Origin of the sequence: Sphingobium sp. PAMC28499 (assembly GCF_004795815.1) — a bacterium.
Taxonomy (GTDB): Bacteria; Pseudomonadota; Alphaproteobacteria; order Sphingomonadales; family Sphingomonadaceae; genus Sphingobium; species Sphingobium yanoikuyae.
Genome location: NZ_CP039248.1, coordinates 4,373,347 through 4,392,457, shown reverse-complemented (window position 1 = coordinate 4,392,457; position 19,111 = coordinate 4,373,347). Strand labels below are relative to the sequence as shown.

The following is a 19,111-nucleotide window of genomic DNA, read 5'->3' as shown; positions in this document are numbered from 1 at the left end:
GAGGGGACCATGGTTAAGCCACGCACCCTCTATGAGAAGATCTGGGACGCGCATGTCGTTGAACGGCGTCCCGATGGAACCTGCCTGATCTATATCGATCGTCACCTCGTGCATGAAGTGACGAGCCCGCAGGCGTTTGAAGGCCTACGCCTTGCCGGGCGCAAGGTGCGCCGGCCCGACCTGACCCTTGCGGTGCCCGACCATAATCTGCCGACCACGCCGCGCCGCGACGCCGATGGCCATCGCATCCCGATCGCCGACCCGGAAAGCGCGCAGCAGCTTGCCGCGCTGGAACGCAATGCGCCCGAATTCGGCGTACGCCTGATCGGTGACGCGGACCCGGAACAGGGCATCGTCCATGTCGTCGGCCCGGAACAGGGCTTCACCTTGCCGGGCACTACCCTGGTCTGCGGCGACAGCCATACCAGCTCGCACGGCGCGCTGGGCGCGCTGGCCTTCGGCATCGGCACGTCCGAGGTCGAGCATGTGCTGGCCACCCAGACCCTGCTGCTGAAACAGTCCAAGACCATGCAGGTCGTGGTCGAGGGCGAGCTGGGCTATGGCGTCACCCCCAAGGATGTGGCGCTGGCAATCTGTGGCACGATCGGCACCGCCGGTGGCACCGGATATGTCATGGAATATCGCGGGTCGGTGTTCCGCGACATGTCGATCGAGGGCCGCCTGACCGTCGCCAACATGTCGATCGAGGCGGGCGCCCGGTCCGGCCTGTTCGCGCCGGACGAAAAGACCTTTGCCTATATCGAAGGTCGCCCGATGGCGCCCAAGGGGGCCGACTGGGATGCGGCCGTGGCCTGGTGGAAGACGCTGCACACCGATGAAGGCGCGGTGTTCGACAAGACGGTCGTGATCGACGCGGCCGACATCGTCCCCAACGTCACCTGGGGCACCAGCCCCGAGGATGTGGTGCCGGTGACCGGCGTGGTGCCGGATCCGGAAAGCTTCGCCGATGCGTCGAAGCGCGCCGCCGCGCAGAAGTCGCTCGACTATATGGGCCTCATCGCCGGGCAGAAGATGGAAGATGTCGCGATCGAGCATGTCTTCATCGGCAGCTGCACCAACAGCCGGATCGAGGATCTGCGCGCCGCCGCCGGCCTGCTGAAGGGGCGGCATATCGCCGCTGGCATCAAGCATGCGATGGTCGTGCCGGGTTCGGGCCTGGTCAAGCGCATGGCCGAGGCCGAGGGGCTGGACCGCATCTTCCTCGACGCCGGTTTCGAATGGCGCGAGCCGGGCTGTTCGGCATGCCTGGGCATGAATCCGGACAAGGTGCCGGCCGGCGAACGCTGCGCATCGACCAGCAACCGCAATTTCATGGGCCGCCAGGGTCCGGGATCGCGCACGCATCTGGTCTCGCCGGAAATGGCGGCGGCTGCGGCGCTGACCGGCCGGCTGACCGATGTGCGCGCATTGATGGGTGAAAAAGAGGGGATGGTCGCATGAAGAAGGTATTCTGGGTGCTGGCGCTGGGCGCGCTGGCCAGTGCGGCGATGGCCGCGACGCTGGGCCGCGCTGAGGACGGTCCCGCGGTGGAGGCGAAGCGGGCGCACTGATGGACAAGCTGACTACCGTTGACGGCCGAGCCTATCCGTTCGGGATGAAGAATGTCGACACCGACATCGTCATCCCGGCGCACTGGCTCAAGACGATTTCGCGCGCCGGCCTTGGCAAGGGCGCGTTCGAGGTGCTGCGCAAGGAACCGGGCAATGTCTTCGACGATCCCGAATATGCCGGCAGCCCGATCCTGATCGCGGGCGACAATTTCGGCTGTGGCTCCAGCCGTGAACATGCCGCCTGGGCGCTTGGCGACCTGGGCATCAAGGTGGTGATCGCGCCGAGCTTCTCCGACATCTTCTCGGGCAATGCGTTCAAGAACGGCATATTGACCGTGGTGCTGCCGCAGGAGGCGATCGACCGGCTGATGGAAGTGGCGAAGACCGACCCGATCCATGTCGATCTGGAGCAGCAGAGCGTCACCACCCAATATCAGGATCGCTTCAGCTTCGAGATCGACCCGTTCCGCAAGCATTGCCTGCTGGGCGGCCTGGACGAGATCGGCCTGACCCTGGACGAGGCGGATGTGATCGACGCGTTCGAGGCGAAGGATGCGGCTTTGCGCCCCTGGCTGGTGCCGGCCGTTGCCTAAAGGCGCGGTTCCGCCTATCTCTGAACGCGACAGACGCATTTCAACAGGGCTTCACGCATGACCACTTTCGACGACCGCGAGCGCGCATTTGAAAATATGTTCGCGCACGACCAGGAGATGCAGTTCCGCATCCAGGCGCGCCGCAACCGCCTGCTGGGCGAATGGGCGGCCGCGAAGATGGGCCTGACGCCTGAGGAAACCGACGCCTATGCCAAGGCCGTCGTGCAGGCCGATTTCGAGGAAGCGGGCGACGAGGACGTCATCCGCAAGCTGCTGGGCGACATGACCCAGGCCGGCCTCGACATCGACGAAGCGGGCGTGCGCACCGCGCTCGACGAGCAGGCGGTGATCGCCCGCCGCATGTTCATCGAAGCGCAGTAAGGCAGGTATCGCCATGCCGATGGCAGCAGACGATATTGCCGAGATGATCAAGACCGCGATCCCGGATGCGCAGGTCGAGATTACCGACCTGGCCGGTGACGGCGATCATTATGCGGCGAAGGTCGTGTCCGAAAGCTTCCGGGGCATGAGCCGGGTGGCGCAGCAGCGCGCCGTCTATGCGGCGCTGGGCGGACGCATGGGCGGGGTGCTTCACGCCTTGCAACTGACCACCGCCGTTCCCAACTAACCGCCATAGCGACATATGCGTCCCGCCGCGCGGCGACGCCAGACAAGAGAATTGGACCCAGTGAAATGACCGACGCCGTGCAGCAGCGGATCGCCGACATCGTCAACGGTAATGACGTGGTGCTCTTCATGAAGGGCACGCCGCTCTTCCCCCAGTGCGGCTTTTCCAGCCGCGCGATCGCGATCCTGGAGCATCTGGGCGTGAATTACGAGACGGTCGACGTGCTCCAGGACCAGGCGGTCCGCCAGGGCATCAAGACCTTCTCCGACTGGCCGACCATTCCCCAGCTTTATGTGAAGGGCGAATTTGTCGGCGGCAGCGACATCATGATGGAAATGTATGAGGCCGGCGAGCTTCAGCAGCTGATGACCGACAACGGCGTCGCTGCTGCGAACTGATCGCCGGCTCAGGATGAGAGATTAAGGGGCGGTCCGCTGGTCGGGCCGCCCTTTTTCTTGTCTGCAGTGCGTGCATATGAAGCCGGCCAGGGCCGGTTCAATGTGCTGCAAGCCCGGCTGGCGATAAGGTCTGTGAAAGCTTCGGGAACGGCCACCGGGTGGGGGATGCCTGCGGAGACCGTGCCTGCATCCCCCGGGTAGTTGAACGGTGGGAATGCGGAAAGAGAAGCATCCGGCGTGCCAGACGCGGAAAGCCACGCATTCGTGCGTGGTGCAAGGGTTAATGCCGCCAGTCGTCCGTGGTTGTTTGTAAGGTCGCCCGACACTTTCGTCGAAAAGCCATTTGGGCCGAGCCGCTTTCCTGATTGACTACATCCGTAATCGATGCGACTACATGTGTAGTTGGAGAGTCGGAACAGGGGCGGGATCAGGCAGTGAGCGAGAAGATCAGCGAAGCGGAACTGGTGGTGATGGAAGCGCTGTGGGAACAGGCGCCGGCAACCGCCAATGACGTCGCCGATCGCGTCACCGCCGAACGTGACTGGAGCCTGCAGACGGTCAAGACCTTGCTGTCGCGGCTGATGGCCAAGGAGGTGATCGCCGCCGACCAGGATGGCCGCCGCTTCCTCTATCGCCCGCTGGTGGCGCGCGAGGATTATGTGGCGAGCGAGTCCGGCCGGCTGGTCAATCGCCTGTTCGGCGGTCGCATCTCTCCCCTGGTCGCCCAGCTGGCGAGCCAGGACCAGTTGAGCGCGGATGATATCGCGGAGCTTGAGGAAATCCTGAAGGGGTTGAAATCATGAGCGTCTGGATGGCCGAAACGCTGATCGCCACGACCCTGCTGATGGCGATGGTGATGATGTTGCGACGCCCGGTGGCGCGCTGGCTGGGGGCGGGGGCGGCCTATTGGCTGTGGCTGCTGCCGCTGGCCCGGATGCTGTTGCCGACCTTGCCGCGCGAGGTCGCCGCGCCTTCGCCGCTGCATAATGTCGTGGACCAGGCGGGCCTGCCGGCGCTGCTGGAGATCGCGCCTTCGCCCGCGCCCCAGGCCGCCGCGACAAGCATCCCCTGGCTGGAAATGGCGATCGGCCTGTGGGCGCTGGGCGTCGTCCTGTTCCTGGTCGTGCAGGCGATCGGCTATGCCCGGTTTCGCCGCGACATATTGGCCGGATCGACGCCGCTGGGCGAGGAAGGGCGCATCCGCCTGATCACCAGTCCGCAGGCATCGGGACCGCTCGCCTTCGGTATTTTCCGGCCCTATATTGTCCTGCCGGCCGATTTCGGGCTGCGCTATGACGCGCAGGAGCAGGATATGGCGATCGCTCATGAACGCGCCCATCATGAGCGCGGCGATCTGGCCGCCAATATGGTCGCGCTGCTGCTGCTGGCGCTGCACTGGTGCAATCCGGTCGCCTGGATCGCCTATCGCGCCTATCGCGCCGATCAGGAAACCGCCTGCGACGCGCGCGTCCTCTCGCTCTACGGCCAGGATCAGGCCCATGCCTATGGCCGCGCCATATTGAAGGCCGCCGGTGGTCGCCAATTTGCCGGCGCCTGCCATCTCACCCGCATCACCACGCTCAAGGGGAGGCTGAAAATGCTTTCGAGCCATGAAACATCGTTGAAGCGCATCAGCTGGGGCATGGCCGCCGTCGCCATGGTCGTTGCCACGGGCCTGGCCCTCACCGCATCGGGCAGCCGCGCTGCGCAGCAGATGGCGGCAATCACCGATAAGGTCGATCAGGCCGATTTCGCCAGGCTGACCAACCTGGTGTCGCAGCCCGTATCGGCGCGGGAGGCCCTGCCGCAGGCCGCGCCGGTTCCCGCCGCCGCGCCCATGCCGGCGACAGCGCCCGTGCCGGTCGCCCATGCCGATCGCGTGCCGCCTGCAGCGCCCGTGCCGCCGGTTCCGGCCGCCGACATCGTGCCCCCGGTTCCGCCGGTCCCGCCCGTGCCGCCGGTGACGGTGCGCAGCGAGCCGGGCCGGGTGATCGTCACCCATGCCAATGGCCGGGTCGAAACCCATCGCATCCCGACCGAGGCGGAGATCGCCCGCATGGTGCCGGTGGTCGACGTGCGCGAAGGCTGCGAGGGCGACAAGGTCACCAGCCATCGCGAATTTGTCGATGCCAATGGCCGCCGCAACATCCGGGTGCGCATCTGCGAGCGGGCGATCGAGGCGCAGGCCCGCAAGGCGGAGCGGATCGCCATGCTGAACGCCCGCGATGCCGAGCGCATGTCCCGCAATGCCGAACGGGCGGGGCGCAATGCCGCGCGTGCCGGGCTGACCGCCGCCCGTGCCCAGATCGCCGCCAGCCGCATGCCGGAAAGCGATCGGGCCGAGGCACTGCGCGACATCGACCAGGAACTGGCCGATCTCGATCGCAATCCGGACTGAGGCTTTTTAGACCGCCACCACTTCGGGCAGGATGGCGTCGAGCAGCAACATGCCCGCCGGGCTGACCTGAAGCCGGTTGCCGGTTCGCCAGACCAGCCCCAGATCATTCATCCGGTCGATCGCCCGATCATCCACCAGTGCGCCGATCGGCAGGCCCGACAGGCCGGCGATCCGGGCCAGATCGACCCCTTCGCCCAGCCGCAATCCCATCAGCAGCGCCTCGCGCGCCTTGTCCTCGGCCTGCAGCGGCACTTCCTGTTGCAGGCCGTTGCCGTTGCGATCGACCGCGCCCATCCAGTTTTCCGGCTTCTTGTGGCGCAATGTCGCCATGCCACCGCGGCGGCCATGGGCGCCGGGGCCAATGCCGACATAGTCGCCATAGCGCCAGTAGATGAGGTTATGGCGGCTTTCCTGCCCCGGCCGGGCATGGTTGCTGATCTCGTAGGAAGGGATGCCGGCCTGCGCCGTCATCGCCTGGGTCAGCTCATAAAGGGTGGCGCCATGATCCGGGTCGACCGGTGTCAGCTTACCCTGCGCGGCGAGCGTGGCGAAGCGCGTGCCCGGCTCGATCGTTAACTGATAGAGCGACAGATGGCCGGTGCCGAAGGAGAGGGCGCGTGCCAGCTCCGCTTCCCAGTCCGATTCGCTCTGGCCGGGGCGCGCGTAGATGAGATCGAAGCTCACCCGGTCAAAAATGCGACGAGCCGTGTCGAGTGCGCCCAGCCCCTCATCGACGTCATGAGCACGCCCCAGGAAGGCCAGCGCCTCATTGTCGAGCGCCTGCAGGCCGAGCGACACACGGTTGATCCCGGCGGCCGCCAGATCGCCGAAACGCGCGGCTTCCACCGAGTTCGGGTTGGCCTCAAGCGTGATCTCTATGTCGTTGGAAAAGCCCCAATGTCTTTCCGCTGCCTCGATCAGGGAAGCGGCGATGCGGGGCGGCATCAGCGACGGCGTGCCACCGCCAAAGAAGATCGAACGGAGCGGTCGCCGGCCGGTTTTTTTCGCCTCATGGGCAAGGTCGGCGAGCAGCGCAGCCTGCCACGCATCGGCGTCGATCCGGTCGCGCACATGACTGTTAAAATCGCAGTAAGGACACTTCGAAACACAAAATGGCCAATGAACATATAGGCCAAGAGCCTCGGTGAAAGCCGGTGGGGCGAGAAGGACTTCGGGTGACATGAGTGGACATATCTTTAGACGCGTTCAGCGCGGCCCGCTAGCGGCTGCACTTATGCTTTTCGGCGGGATGATCGCAGGGGCGGTCGCACCGGCATCGGCTTCGGTCAATCGCGACGTGTGGAATTATTATAATATCCAGCCGGCGCCGCGTTCCGACGCGATGCTGCGCCAGGTGGTGATGGACGTGCATAATCGCGAGCGCCAGTCGTTGGGCGTGCCCGCGCTGGCCTGGGACGATCGCCTGGCGGCCGATGCGGCCGGCTATGCGCGCCAGATGGTGCATACCAACCAGTTCCGCCATTCGCACGGCGGTGAGCGCGACGAGGAAATCGGCGAAAATCTGTGGATGGGGACGCACCGGGCCTATGGCTATACCGCCATGCTCGACGCCTTCATGGACGAACGCCGCGCCTTCGTGTTCAAGGCCCGCTTCCCCGATGTCAGCACGACCGGCAATTGGGAAGATGTCGGCCACTATACCCAGATGATCTGGCGCGGCACCCGTCGGGTCGGCTGCGCGCTGGGCGAGGGCGCCCAATATGATTATCTGGTCTGCCGCTATTATCCGGCCGGCAATGTCTATGGCATGAGCCCGTTCGACCGCGACTTTGGCGGCTGGCAGGGCTGACGTTTTCCCAAGCGGATCATTTTTCCTCTCTGTCGATTATGCCTTGAAGCGCAGTCGGCAAAAGGGGGGGAGGAAAAATGCAGCCCGTTTCAAGAACAAGGCCATGGGCCTGCCTCAGCATGACGATCGCGCTGCTGGCTCTGGCCGCGTGCGGTTCACCGTCCCCGACGCCCGACAATCAGGGAGCTGCGCCCGCCGCGCCCGAAAGTGCCTCCGCCAACGCCGCCCAGCCGGACAAGGCACCGGTCCCCCAATCCACCCAGGCCGACCTGTCGCCCCTGTCCTGCACCGCCGAGATTGGCGCTGCTGCCGCCGAGCGCCGCGTCAAGCTGTGCATCAGCGTGTCGCCCGCCACCCATCCGCCCTGCACTGCCGCCAATAGCTGTGCGATGATCGAGGACGAGATCGCGCGCAGTTGCGCGCTGTTCGACGGCCAGGGCGAGCCGATGGCGGGATGCACGCCCGAACCCAAGAGCATGGCGGCCGCGGCGGCCGTGGTGCAGCGTTATTATGCCGCGATCAACGCGCGCGACTATGGCACCGCCTGGAGCCAGTGGGGCGAGACTGGGCCGGCAGGGCAGACGATGGAAAGATTCCAGGCCGGCTTTGCCGCCACCCGCACGACCCATGTGACGATCGGCCGGATGACGCCGGGCGATGCGGGTGCGGGCTCCGTCTACCAGCCGGTGCCGGTGACGATCGACGCGGAGCTGGCGGATGGTACGCGCCAGCATTTTGCCGGCACCTATGTCGTGCGGCGCGTCAATGATGTCGACGGGGCATCGGCCGCGCAGCGGCGCTGGCATATCGATTCGGCGAAGCTGCGACCCGTTTCGTCGGAGTGACGTGGACAGGCGATCGCCTGTGCCGGACCATTCATCCCTGCTTCACACGATCGGGCGTTTAGCCGCAGCATCGCGTTCCGAACCGGCCGGGCCGGGGGAGAGGCGCGGGCTATTGGGTCGAAAGAATAAAGACGATGCGCGGGTGGAAATGGGGGCTGGCCGTTGCGACGGCCGCCATGATGCTGGGGATTTTCGGTGACAAGGGGCAGGCGGTGCCGGCGCGGCACGCGCCCAGCCCGGCCGAACAATATGGCATGGAAGAGGCCGATCGCGACGATGGGCTGCTGCAGGACGTGGTCCTGGGCATGCATAATGACGAACGCAGCCGCTGGGGCCTGACCCCGCTTAGCTGGGACCGGACGCTGGCGGCGGATGCGGCGCGCTATGCGCGGCAGATGGCGCGGACCAACATCTTTGCCCACAGCCCGCGCGCGACCCGCGCGGTGCCGAGCGGCGAAAATCTGTGGATGGGAAGCCGGGGCCTCTATGATTATGAGGTGATGGTCGGCGCCTTCCTCAATGAACGGCGCTATTTCCGGCGGGCGGGCAAGATGCCCAATTTCAGCACCACCGGCCGCTGGCAGGATGTCGCCCATTATACCCAGATCATCTGGCGCGGCACCCGGTCGGTTGGCTGCGCGCTGGCCGAGGGGCGCAGCTTCGATTATCTCGTCTGCCGCTATTACCCCGCCGGCAACATGTTCGGCATGGGACCGCTGGATGCGGCGCCGGTGCTGGCGGGCGGCGAGGAATAGGGGCGGCCGGGACCGCCCCCCATCCGATCAGAGCACCGCCTTCACCAGCTGGGCGAAGGCGTCGGCGCGGTGGCTCATTGCGTGCTTGGCGTCCGGGTCCATCTCGCCGAAGCTGATGTCGTGGCCCAAGGGCTGGAACATCGCGTCATAGCCAAAGCCATTTGCCCCGCGCGGCGGCCAGACCAGCAGGCCGTCGACCCGGCCCTCGAACGCCTCGACATGGCCGTCGGGCCAGGCGAGGGCGAGGGCGCAGATGAAATGCGCGCCATGGCCGGCGTCCGGCCCCTTGGCCTGGACCCCGTCCCACACCTTCTGCATCGCCATGCCGAAGTCCTTGTCCGGGCCGGCCCAGCGGGCGGAAAAGAGGCCCGGATCGCCGTTCAGCGCCTCGACGCACAGGCCACTGTCGTCGGCTAAGGCGGGCAGGCCGGAGAGGTCGGCGGCCTGCATCGCCTTCAGCTCGGCGTTCGCGATGAAGGTGGTGCCGGTCTCCTCCGGCTCGGGTAGGTCGAGCGACGCGGCGGAGATCGGCTCGATCCCATAGGGGGCGAGCAGGGCAGCGATTTCCCGCACCTTGCCGGCATTGTGGCTGGCGATCACCAGCTTGCCGGGCTTCAGCTTGCGGATCGCCTGTTCCTGTCCGTATTCGTCGCTCATCTGGCTCTACCCTGTGTCGTTCGTTTCGAGCGTAGTCGAGAAACGCACGAATGCGCTATCTGCTTCTCGACTTCGCTCGAAGCGAACGGATTTCAATTACCGACCCGTCGCCACATCCTGCGCGGCGAAGATCTTGGCGCAGCCGATGCGGGCGAGGCGGAGCAGGCGGAGCAGCTCTTCCTCGTCATAGGCGGCGCCCTCGGCCGTGGCCTGCACTTCGGCGAACTTGCCGTCGCCGGTCAGGATCAGGTTGGCGTCGGTCTCGGCATTGCTGTCCTCGGCATAGTCGAGGTCGAGCACCGGCGTGCCTTCATAGATGCCGCAGCTGATCGCCGCGACCTTCTGGATGATCGGGTCTTCGCTGAGCGCGCCCGAGGCGAGCAGCTTGTCGACGGCGATGCGCAGCGCAACCCAGCTGCCCGAGATAGCGGCGGTGCGGGTGCCGCCATCGGCCTGGATCACGTCGCAGTCGATCACGATCTGGCGCTCGCCCAGCTTCTTGAGGTCGACGACGGTGCGCAGCGAGCGGCCGATCAGGCGCTGGATTTCCTGGGTGCGGCCCGACTGCTTGCCCTTGGCCGCCTCGCGGCTGCCGCGGGTGTGGGTGGCGCGGGGCAGCATGCCATATTCGGCCGTGACCCAGCCCGAACCCTTGCCGCGCAGGAAGGGGGGCACCTTTTCCTCGATCGAGGCGGTGCAGAGGACGCGGGTGTCACCGAAACTGACGAGGCACGAGCCCTCGGCATGGATGGTGAAGCCGGGTTCCATGGTGATGTCGCGCATCTGGTCGGGCGCGCGGCCGGAAGGACGCATAATATTCTACTCCGAAGCGGTCAGGTGGCGGGGGATAGCGCCGGGATGCGCGTCATGCCAGTGCCATCCGCCAAAAGTTGCGATAAGAGAGGCGCCATGAAGAGAGCGATGATGATGGGGCCGGTTGCGATGTTGGCGCTGGCGGGATGCGTGACCGACCGGGAGAAGGTGGAGCTGGAGCCGCCGACGGCCGCCGGCGACACGATCCGCTTCACCGCCGGTCGCTGCTTCGGCGCCTGTCCCGCCTATAGGCTCACGGTGACGCCCGATGGCTCGGGCCTGCTGGAGCCCGAGCGCTTCACCTCCGTCCCCGGTCCGACCCGCTTCACCGTCAGCGCCGCGCAATATCGCCAGTTGCGCAACGGCCTTGCCCCGTGGAAGCCGGCGACCGGCACGGCAAAGCGCATCGCCCAGGGCGAGAATTGCACCCGCTTCGCCACCGACATGCCCAGCTACACGATCGAATGGACACGCGGTGACGGGAAGGGCGGGGGCAAGGGGACGAAACCGACCCGGCTCGATTTCCAGTCGGGCTGCATGGATAGCCGCTATGCGAAACTCCGCACGACGATCGGCGGGATACCCAAGACGCTGGGCATCGAACCGATGCTGAAGCCCAAGCCGGCCAGCTGAACCGCCGCCCCGCGACGCGACAGTCCGAAGTTCACAGTGTCGCAGGGGTAAATTGCGTCGATTCCGGCGAATTGCGCCTGCCGCGCGCCAGCGAAGCGACAGGCACGTCACACGCGGGGCACGCCGACGCGACAGTAGCGCGCCTCTGACGCGACAGCGAGGCGACACTGAAACGACAGCGACGCGACAGGTTCGCGCGTGGGGCGGGGGTGTTAAGCGGGGCGTGAGAGCGGCCTGTTCCATCGTGTAGGGTAGATCAGAAGAGCGGCGAGTAGGAAAGGGAAGGCGGGGTTGCGCCCAAGCCGGTCCTTAGCGAAGATTTTTTCGCGCCTAGCAACGGACATTCCGACCTAGAGGTCCGACATCAAGCCCAAAGGAGTTCAGCATAGTCGTCCATTTGTCCGATGTTTAGGAAAACAGGCTCCAGCTTCTTCGCAGGGCGCCGCCGAGGTTTGAATGCGATCCTTACTTCCCGCTGGTATGAGTAGCCGAAAGGCTTTGCCATTTCAGAGGCTGTTTGGGAAATCGGCGGCAGGGGTTGTCATAGGCGTATCTGCGTGATTCAGGCTCTGGATGTGGACGCAGCAGAGCCGGGGGCGGATGGCCCAGATTGCGAAGAAGACGAAGCGTTATCCCAGTGACCTGACCGATGAGGAATGGGATCGCCTTGCGCCGTTGATGCCCAAGCCGGGTCGTCGAGGCCGTCCCCGCGAGGTGGATTTCCGCGAAGTGATCAACGCGGTCCGCTATCTGGTGCGATCGGGGTGTGGTTGGCGGATGCTGCCGATCCATTTTGGCGCCTGGCAGACGGTCTATGGCTGGTTTCGGGAGCTGGCACGCAGGTTCCTGTTCCAGACGATCCACGACATCGAATTGATGTTGGACCGAGAACGTGAGGGGCGAGAAGCCAGCCCCAGTGCGGCGGTCATCGACAGCCAGTCGGTCAAGGCGCCTTCCGCAGAAAAGCGCGGTTTTGACGCAGGCAAGAAGATCGTCGGTCGCAAGCGGCATATCGCAGTCGACACCGATGGACGCTTGCTGATGGTCAACCTCACTACCGCCGATATCTCCGATAGTGCAGGCGCTCAGGCGATCCTCGATGGCATCCGCAAGCGCTGGCCGTGGGTGAAGCATCTCTTTGCCGATGGCGCCTATGATCGCCTCAAGCTCATGGACAAGGCCAGCTACCTCGACTTTGTCGTGGAGGTCATCCGTCGAAGCGATCGCCAGCAGGGCTTCAAGGTGCTTCCGCGCCGCTGGGTCGTCGAACGCACCTTCGGATGGATGACCCGATGGCGCCGTCTGGTCCGCGACTACGAAAAGCGCATCGACGTCTCACAGGCGATGATCCTCGTCGCCATGGGTGGAAACCTACTACGCCGAAACGCTCATCCCTGATTTTCCAAACGGACTCTCAGGCACCCGAAATCCGGTATAGTCCAAGTAAGGGTCATAATACGTGACTGGCCCTTCTAATGGCTCCCAATCAGGGTAAGCGGCGAGAAAAGTGGAGATGAATCGTTGAGTGAAACGGACAGGATCATGGATAATTAGCGCAGCGTCTGCACCGAAGTCAGTTGGCATCCGGTAATAGATATGGTCACACAGACTGTAGAGATAATAGTCGTCGAACACGACCGGTAAGACGATGTCGTCGTGCTTGTATTCGATCCTATGCCCTTGAATGTCTGTGTAATTTTTTCCAGCCAAGCGTTCCCGCCAAGTCGGAATACAAAAAACTCGGCTAACCTCGTCGTCCTGAATTGCGGCGTTGTGGCTGGTATCGCTGTAATAGCTCGCGGGGCAGATCCGAATCTCGCCCTTCCGCAGCATCGGCTCAAGGAATTGTCGGCTACCGTACTTGACTAGAAAGGGGCGTGGGGGTTCAACATAGTCGGCAAAGATGCGCTTGGCGATGGGGCCGCCATCGGCAAAATAATCGACGTTAGTTCTCGGAATATCGTTGAGGTTTGGTAGCCCACCCCGAACGGCATATTCCTCTAGTAGGTGCGTGAACTTCCGTATGAAGTGGTTGCCGTCATCAACCGGCAATATCCCGATCAACGCCTCCCGGCTTAATTCTGTTTGGTTGGTGAAAACGTCATGAAAACGGATTGCAAGGCGATCGTCCGGGCAGCCTAGCAGGTAGGGATTGGCGACATATTCGAACCGCCACCAATCGCTCCTTGGCAGGCTGCCACCGTTCGCCTTGGCACGATTTTCGAATTCGGTGTGCCGCTCTTCATGGATGCGAAGCCTTGCACGCATGAGATCGACTGAAACCGTCATAGATTGAACCTCGTCATGAACTTTTAGTGCTTTTTACTGATCCCTTTTGCAACCTCTGCTACGAGCGTTTCTAAGCGGAGCGAGATGACCAATGAATAGACAATGGTGGGCTTAGGCGGAGTGTCTTCTTCAGCGGATTCACGTCCGGAACCAGTCATTCCCCTACCGGCCATTTGCGGGTATCACCACCTCGGCTTCGAGTTGCAGTCCCGCTTCTTTCCTCTTGGACCAAGAAAAGCGGGATGCCGGGGCAGGCCCGGCATGACGGATAGGGAAATGGCCAATCTCCCCCGTTGAGCCAGCGATCAAAGCCGCCTACATCATCGCCATGGCCGCCACTGCCTCCATCGCCGAACTGAATGACCGCGCGCGCGACGTGTTTCGCATGGTGGTGGACAGCTATCTGGGCACCGGACTGCCGGTGGGATCGCGCACGATCAGCAAGATGGGGCTCAGCCTCTCTGCCGCCTCGATCCGCAATGTGATGCAGGATCTGGAGGAACTGGGGCTGCTCGCCGCGCCGCACACCTCGGCCGGGCGGATGCCGACCGAGACCGGGCTGCGGCTGTTCGTCGACGGGATGATGCAGGCGGCCGAGCCATCGGTCGAGGAGCGCCGCGCGATCGAGGCGGGGCTGGCCGAGGGCGGGCCGATCGAGGAAGCGCTGTCGGCGGCGACGGCGACGCTGTCGGGCCTGTCTGCCTGTGCCGGCATCGTCATGGTGCCCCGGCGCGAGCCGGTGCTGCGCCAGTTCGGCTTCGTGCCCTTGAATGATCGGCAGGCGCTGGCCGTGCTGGTCGGTCAGGACGGATCGATCGAGAATCGCGTGCTCGACCTGCCGCGCGGGGTGACGCCATCGATGCTGAACGAGGCGGCCAATTTCATGTCGGCGCGCTTTGGCGGGCTGACGCTGCGCCAGGCCGGCGACCTGCTGGCGCGCGAGATGGAGCAGGAGCGCTCCACGCTGGAGGGCGCGGCGCGCGAGCTGGTGACGCGAGGCATCGCGATCTGGAGCCATGACGCCGATGACAGGCCCGTGCTGATCGTGCGGGGCCAGGCGCATCTGATCGACGATGGCACCGCCGCCGACCTCGACCGGGTGCGGCAATTGCTGGAGCAGCTGGAGGGCAAGCAGGAGATTTCGCGCTTGCTGGAGAGCGCGCTGGCGGGCAGCGCGACCAAAATCTTCATCGGTTCGGAAAACAAGCTCTTTTCCCTTTCGGGTTCATCGGTCATAGCCGCCCCCTACCGCGGCGGGGACGGCCGGGTCGTCGGCGTGGTCGGCGTGATCGGCCCCACGCGCTTGAACTATGCCCGGGTGATCCCCATGGTGGATTTCACCGCACAGACGCTGTCGAGATTGATGAGATGAGCGAAGACAAGCAGACTATCGAAAATACCGAAACCCTGGACCAGCTGCCCGAGGAGGAGACCCCCGTGGACGCCCCTGAAAACGCCAATGCCGAGCGTATCGCAGCGCTGGAAGCCGAGCTGGAAACGGCCAAGCAGGACATTCTCTACGCCCATGCCGATACGCAGAATGTACGGCGCCGGCTGGAGAAGGAACTCGCCGACGCGCGCGCCTATGCCGCGACCAGCTTTGCCCGCGACATGCTGTCGGTGGCCGACAATCTGGGCCGGGCACTGGCCGCCATCCCCGCCGATCTGCGCGAGGACGACAAGTTCAAGGGGCTGGTGACCGGCCTGGAAGCCACCGGCCGCGAACTGGAGGCGGTGTTCGGCCGCAACGGCATCACCAAGATCGAATCGGTCGGCCAGCCGCTCGACCCGAACAAGCATCAGGCGGTGATGGAACTGCCGTCGGCGGACGCCGAGCCGGGCACCGTGCTGGTGGAAATGCAGGCCGGCTACAGCATCAAGGACCGCTTGCTGCGCCCCGCCATGGTCAGCGTGGCGAAGAAGCCGGACTGACAAATATCCGCCCCGTTCGGGCTGGATCGGTCAGGGTCCCCCGTGGGGCCGCGAACGCACCGAATCCTTGCCCGAACGGAGGCCCTTTTGCTGCACGACCTGAACCTCACCACCGACCGTCCGACCTTTGTCACCCATCTCGAATGTTCGCTGACCGGCGAGCGTTATGAGGCGGATCGGCTGCATGGGCTGTCGGCGGCGGGCAAGCCGCTCTTGGTGCGCTATGATCTGGACGGCGTGCGGGGCACGCTGACCAAGGAGGCATTGGCCGCGCGGCCGATGGACCTGTGGCGCTGGCGCGAATTGCTGCCGGTACGGCAGACCAGCAACATCGTGAGCCTGGGCGAAAATGCGACGCCGCTCATTCCGCTGCCGCGCACGGCGAAGCGGCTGGGCGGGGCGCAACTGCTCGCCAAGGATGAGGGGCGGTTGCCGACCGCGTCGTTCAAGGCGCGCGGCCTCGTCATGGCGGTCTCCATGGCCAAGGAACTGGGCGTGACCCAGGTGGCGATGCCGACCAATGGCAATGCCGGCGCGGCGTTGGCCGCCTATGCGGCGGTCGCCGGCATGGAATCGGTGATCTTCTGCCCGGCCGACACGCCCGAAGTGAATGTGCGCGAGATCGCGGCACAGGGCGCGCGGGTCTATCGCGTCAACGGCTATATCGATGATTGTGGCGCGATCGTCGGCCAGGGCGTCAAGGAACGCGGCTGGTTCGATTTCTCGACGCTCAAGGAGCCCTATCGGATCGAGGGCAAGAAGACGATGGGGCTGGAACTGGCTGAACAGCTTGGCTGGGAACTGCCCGACGCGATCTTCTATCCCACCGGCGGCGGCACCGGCCTGATCGGCATGTGGAAGGCGTTCGACGAGCTGGAGAAGATCGGCTTCATCGGATCGAAGCGCCCCAAGATGTTCGCGGTGCAGGCCGAGGGTTGCGCGCCGATGGTCCGTGCGTTCGAGCAAGGCGTGGAATTTGCCGAGCGCTGGGAGGATGCGCAGACCATAGCCATGGGCATTCGCGTGCCCAAGGCCGTGGGCGACTTCCTGATCCTGCGCGCGGTGCGGGAAAGCGGCGGCGCGGCACTGGCGGTGTCGGATGCGGCGATCGCGGCGGCGGTGCGCGACGTGGCGCGCGACGACGGGCTGCTGCTCTGTCCCGAGGGTGGGGCGACGCTGGCGGCCTACAGCCGAGCGCTGGACGAGGGGCTGATCGGGCGGGATGAACGCGCGGTGCTGTTCAATTGCGCCAGCGGCCTCAAATATCCGCTGGAGGACCAGAGCCGCACGCTCGACCGGCACGCGCCGATCGATTTCGCGTCGCTCTGAAAAGGCGGGATGGGCGGGCCTGAACCCGCCCATTCGCCGTTAGAAGCGATAGTCCCAGCCCAGGGTGAAGAGCCGCCCGCGACCGGCGAAGAAGGCCAGACTGTCGTTGGGCAGGCGCGTGTCGCTATTATAGTCGATATAGAATTTATCGAACAGATTCTGGACGCTGAGATAGACGCCGCCCAGTGATGTGGTGTCGTAGCGGAGATAGGCGTCGGTGACCGCATAGCCGCCGAAATTGTTGCTCCGGTCCGGGTTCGCCTTGCCATGGAAATTGCGCGACAGATAATATTGGGTCTGTAGCCGCGCCGAGATGGCGCCATGGCGATAGTCGGCGGCGACGTTCAGGCGATCCGGCGAGATGTTGGTGCCGTCCAGATCGGTATCGACGATGCCGTCGGGATTGGCGCTGTCGCTGTCATAGCGGCCCTTGAGATGGGCATAGCCGGTGGAGAGCTTGAGCCCCGGCAGCGGCGTCTGCACGCCCAGGTTGATTTCCAGCCCTTCGATCTCGACCCGCTGGCGCTGCACGGTGAAGATGCCGTCACCCTGTGCGATCAATATCTGGCCCTTGTCGCTGGACGACCAGAAATAGGTGGCGCTGGCGTCGATCGGGCCGCGCTTCACCTCCAGCCCGATTTCGCGGTTGTTGGAGACGATCGGGCTGATGTCGAGATAATCGTCGAGGTCGACGCCCGCGACGCCGATCGACCGGGTGACGCGGCCGACATCGGGCATGGTGAAGCCTTCGGCATAGCTGGCATAGGCCCGAATGCCCTCAAGCGGCTCGAAGATGAGGCCGCCGTTCAGCAGCGCATCGGAGAATTTGGGCTTGCCGCCCGCGACATCGACGCCGCCATAGGTCGCTACATTCTTCCCGTCATAGGTGGTCGATGCCAAGGTGTGGAAATCGTCGATCTTCACCTGCACATTTTCCCAGCGCACGCCGCCCGCCACGCGAAACAGCCCGTCGGCGATCTTGAGATTGGCCTGAGCGAAAGGGGCGATGGAGCGGAAATCGCTGGGCGGCACCCAGGTGCGGCCGGTGACCATCAGTCGCTGTTCCGTCTTGTCGAACAGGACGTCGAGGCCAACCGTGGTGGTCAGCGCCTCGAAACCGGGCAGGGCGCGTTCATAGCTGATCTTGCCGCCGATCTTGCGCGACCGGTTCTGCGACTGGTCGAACAGGGTGCCGGGCGTCGCGATGGCGGGATCCTGGAAGGTCGCGATCGCGGCGAATTCGCCGCCGAAAATGTCGCGGCTGCGGTTGAAGAAAAGCTGGGTGACGAGGTTGCCGCCGGCGACATCGCTGTCGGTGTAGGAGAGGGACGCGCTTTCGGTGCGGTTCGATCCCGGCGTGCCAGGGGCGTCGCCCTTGACCGCGGTGGTGGGGAGGCCGTTGGCGCGGCTGCCGGGGAGCGGGACATAATCGCCATCGCCCTTCAGCTCATAGCGATTGAGGATCAGGTCGAGCCGGCCGGTATCGCCCACGGCATAGCCCAGCCGCGCGAAGATATCGGTGGTCTGCGATGCCTGGGTCTCGCCCTGGGTCAGGTTGATGCCGATGCGGCGGTTGCGCGCGTCGTAGAAGGCGCCGCGCTTTTCATAGGAGGCGCCGACCGTGGCATCGAAAGCGCCGGCCTTATATTGGACCAGCCCGGCCGCCTTGCCGCCGAAGCCGTCGCCGTCGAAATCGTCGCTTGCCGATCCCTGCAGCAGCACCCGGCCGCTGATGCCCTCCTGCTTGGGCGCGCCGACCGTCACCTGGTTGACGATGCCGCCGGTGCCGCCAATCCCCTGCAGCGCGTTGGAGCCATAGATGAGTTCGACCCGGTCGATGAAGAAGCCGTCGATGGTGAAGCCGTCGCGGCTGCCGTCGCGAAGCGGGGTCGATTGCGGGATGCCGTTGATGGCGTAGAGCGGCGAGCGGCCGCGCAGCGTTTCGCCCGCGCCCGACAGCTTACCGCGCGTCGGCGAGAAGCTGGGGGTGAGGGTGGAGATGGCATCGGTGACCGAGCCGGAAATCGCGATCTGCTGGTCCAGCATCTGCTTGTCGATCAGGTCGATCGTCAGCGGCAGCGCATTGGGCGGCAGGATCGAGCGGGCCGCGGTGACGACGATCGATTCGCTGCTCTTGGTGTCAGCGTCGGCCTCGGCCTGCTGCGCCATGGCTGGCGATGCGAGGGCGATGGTCAGCGCCGCCAGCGCGATTGCAGAGTGACGAATTTCGATATGATGCAGCATCGCGATCCCCTGATCCATGTTGGGCAGGGCTGCTAACGACAATCGATCGCAAGAACAATCACATTCTGCATAACGCTTATGCCCTGACGCGATAAGCCTGGTTTTCCGGCGTTTCGGGTGGGTGCCTCTATCATAAGATGCTTAAAGATATATCTCATGTGTTGACGCTGGTGAGTTTTAAGATATATCACAATGCATCATGAAGCATTTTGAAAG

General features: G+C 64.6%; 20 protein-coding genes. 15 read left to right on the top strand and 5 right to left on the bottom strand.

Annotation, left to right across the window (positions count from 1 at the left end):
* Window positions 1–9: 9 nt before the first annotated feature.
* The 7 genes from leuC (at window position 10) to E5554_RS20820 (ending at window position 5,588) form a co-directional block, all read left to right on the top strand.
* Window positions 10–1,461, top strand: a complete 1,452-nt coding sequence (gene leuC / locus E5554_RS20850) for a 3-isopropylmalate dehydratase large subunit (protein ID WP_010337588.1) — start codon at window positions 10–12, stop codon at window positions 1,459–1,461.
* 109 nt (window positions 1,462–1,570) lie between these two features.
* Window positions 1,571–2,164, top strand: a complete 594-nt coding sequence (gene leuD / locus E5554_RS20845) for a 3-isopropylmalate dehydratase small subunit (protein WP_004210902.1) — start codon at window positions 1,571–1,573, stop codon at window positions 2,162–2,164.
* A 57-nt stretch (window positions 2,165–2,221) separates the two neighbouring features.
* Window positions 2,222–2,545 (top strand): DUF1476 domain-containing protein, encoded by a 324-nt coding sequence (locus E5554_RS20840; RefSeq protein WP_004210904.1) that lies wholly within the window; start codon window positions 2,222–2,224, stop codon window positions 2,543–2,545.
* A 13-nt stretch (window positions 2,546–2,558) separates the two neighbouring features.
* Entirely contained in the window at window positions 2,559–2,792 is a 234-nt protein-coding gene (locus tag E5554_RS20835; protein ID WP_004210906.1) for a BolA family transcriptional regulator, read from the top strand.
* A 65-nt stretch (window positions 2,793–2,857) separates the two neighbouring features.
* Window positions 2,858–3,190 (top strand): Grx4 family monothiol glutaredoxin, encoded by a 333-nt coding sequence (gene grxD, locus E5554_RS20830; protein WP_004210908.1) that lies wholly within the window; start codon window positions 2,858–2,860, stop codon window positions 3,188–3,190.
* 434 nt (window positions 3,191–3,624) lie between these two features.
* Entirely contained in the window at window positions 3,625–3,993 is a 369-nt protein-coding gene (locus tag E5554_RS20825; RefSeq protein ID WP_004210924.1) for a BlaI/MecI/CopY family transcriptional regulator, read from the top strand.
* On the top strand, window positions 3,990–5,588 hold the full coding sequence (locus E5554_RS20820) for a M56 family metallopeptidase (protein ID WP_136187949.1): 1,599 nt from the start codon (window positions 3,990–3,992) through the stop codon (window positions 5,586–5,588). The genes E5554_RS20825 and E5554_RS20820 overlap by 4 nt, the downstream gene beginning before the upstream one ends.
* A gap of 6 nt (window positions 5,589–5,594) precedes the next feature.
* On the opposite strand, the gene hemW is transcribed toward E5554_RS20820, so the two are convergent.
* Entirely contained in the window at window positions 5,595–6,770 is a 1,176-nt protein-coding gene (gene hemW / locus E5554_RS20815; protein ID WP_136187948.1) for a radical SAM family heme chaperone HemW, read from the bottom strand.
* Between the two features lie 67 nt (window positions 6,771–6,837).
* On the opposite strand from hemW, the gene E5554_RS20810 reads away from it, so the two are divergent.
* From E5554_RS20810 to E5554_RS20800, 3 genes are all read left to right on the top strand, one after another.
* Entirely contained in the window at window positions 6,838–7,398 is a 561-nt protein-coding gene (locus E5554_RS20810; RefSeq protein ID WP_234781600.1) for a CAP domain-containing protein, read from the top strand.
* 119 nt (window positions 7,399–7,517) lie between these two features.
* Complete coding sequence (locus E5554_RS20805; protein ID WP_136187947.1) at window positions 7,518–8,243, top strand: hypothetical protein; 726 nt, start codon at window positions 7,518–7,520, stop codon at window positions 8,241–8,243.
* A gap of 134 nt (window positions 8,244–8,377) precedes the next feature.
* Window positions 8,378–8,998, top strand: a complete 621-nt coding sequence (locus tag E5554_RS20800) for a CAP domain-containing protein (protein ID WP_136187946.1) — start codon at window positions 8,378–8,380, stop codon at window positions 8,996–8,998.
* A gap of 27 nt (window positions 8,999–9,025) precedes the next feature.
* On the opposite strand, the gene rdgB is transcribed toward E5554_RS20800, so the two are convergent.
* Together rdgB and rph are read right to left on the bottom strand one after the other, a co-directional pair.
* Complete coding sequence (gene rdgB / locus E5554_RS20795) at window positions 9,026–9,655, bottom strand: RdgB/HAM1 family non-canonical purine NTP pyrophosphatase (RefSeq protein ID WP_136187945.1); 630 nt, start codon at window positions 9,653–9,655, stop codon at window positions 9,026–9,028.
* Between the two features lie 96 nt (window positions 9,656–9,751).
* The gene (gene rph / locus E5554_RS20790; protein ID WP_004210935.1) at window positions 9,752–10,468 is read right to left on the bottom strand and encodes a ribonuclease PH; all 717 of its coding nucleotides are present in this window, start codon (window positions 10,466–10,468) and stop codon (window positions 9,752–9,754) included.
* A gap of 96 nt (window positions 10,469–10,564) precedes the next feature.
* Between rph and E5554_RS20785 the strand changes: the two genes are divergently transcribed.
* Window positions 10,565–11,101: a DUF6438 domain-containing protein gene (locus E5554_RS20785; protein ID WP_210729781.1), complete on the top strand. Its 537-nt coding sequence runs from the start codon at window positions 10,565–10,567 to the stop codon at window positions 11,099–11,101.
* Window positions 11,102–11,674: 573 nt separating this feature from the next.
* Window positions 11,675–12,499 (top strand): IS5 family transposase, encoded by an 825-nt coding sequence (locus E5554_RS20780; RefSeq protein WP_125990377.1) that lies wholly within the window; start codon window positions 11,675–11,677, stop codon window positions 12,497–12,499.
* Here the strand turns inward: E5554_RS20780 and E5554_RS20775 are convergent.
* Window positions 12,476–13,390: a hypothetical protein gene (locus E5554_RS20775; RefSeq protein ID WP_136187944.1), complete on the bottom strand. Its 915-nt coding sequence runs from the start codon at window positions 13,388–13,390 to the stop codon at window positions 12,476–12,478. The two genes, E5554_RS20780 and E5554_RS20775, sit on opposite strands and share 24 nt — an antisense overlap.
* A gap of 328 nt (window positions 13,391–13,718) precedes the next feature.
* Here E5554_RS20775 and hrcA point away from each other — a divergent pair, with 328 nt between their 5' ends.
* The 3 genes from hrcA (at window position 13,719) to E5554_RS20760 (ending at window position 16,651) form a co-directional block, all read left to right on the top strand.
* Entirely contained in the window at window positions 13,719–14,762 is a 1,044-nt protein-coding gene (gene hrcA, locus E5554_RS20770) for a heat-inducible transcriptional repressor HrcA (protein ID WP_037510582.1), read from the top strand.
* Window positions 14,759–15,322: a nucleotide exchange factor GrpE gene (gene grpE / locus E5554_RS20765; protein ID WP_004210939.1), complete on the top strand. Its 564-nt coding sequence runs from the start codon at window positions 14,759–14,761 to the stop codon at window positions 15,320–15,322. The genes hrcA and grpE overlap by 4 nt, the downstream gene beginning before the upstream one ends.
* An 87-nt stretch (window positions 15,323–15,409) precedes the next feature.
* Window positions 15,410–16,651 carry a threonine synthase gene (locus E5554_RS20760; RefSeq protein WP_136187943.1) on the top strand — a complete coding sequence of 414 codons (1,242 nt, stop codon included), beginning with the start codon at window positions 15,410–15,412 and terminating at the stop codon, window positions 16,649–16,651.
* Between the two features lie 39 nt (window positions 16,652–16,690).
* On the opposite strand, the gene E5554_RS20755 is transcribed toward E5554_RS20760, so the two are convergent.
* The gene (locus tag E5554_RS20755) at window positions 16,691–18,895 is read right to left on the bottom strand and encodes a TonB-dependent receptor (RefSeq protein WP_136188431.1); all 2,205 of its coding nucleotides are present in this window, start codon (window positions 18,893–18,895) and stop codon (window positions 16,691–16,693) included.
* Window positions 18,896–19,111 lie beyond the last annotated feature (216 nt).